Annotated in this window: 1 pseudogene; it reads left to right on the plus strand. The window is 62.3% G+C overall.

What is annotated here, in order from left to right:
* Positions 1-358, plus strand: a pseudogene (locus AC5ZG1_RS44810) (nitrate reductase); the annotation flags it as partial.

Raw genomic sequence — 358 nt, forward strand, 5'->3', positions numbered from 1 at the left:
GCCTGGTGCCACCCTGTCATCTACCAGCGGCTTGCCGCCGCAAAGGCGGCACGCCCCAGCATGCGGATCGTCGTCATCGATCCGCGCCGGACGATGACCTGCGACATCGCCGACCTGCATCTCGCAATTCGCCCGGACGGCGACGTCGCGCTGTTCATGGGATTGTTTGCGCATCTCGCGACAAGCCCGGCAATCGACCAGAATTATATTGCCGCCCATACCGAAGGTTTCGGTGATGCTTTTGCGGCAGCGGCCGCGCTTGACATCAACGACCTCCTGGAACGGACCGGCCTGCCGGCCATGCAGATCCGGGAGTTCTTCCGCCTGTTCGAGACGACTGAGAAAGTCGTCACTTGCT

The sequence above is a fragment of the Bradyrhizobium sp. Leo78 genome (assembly GCF_059512425.1).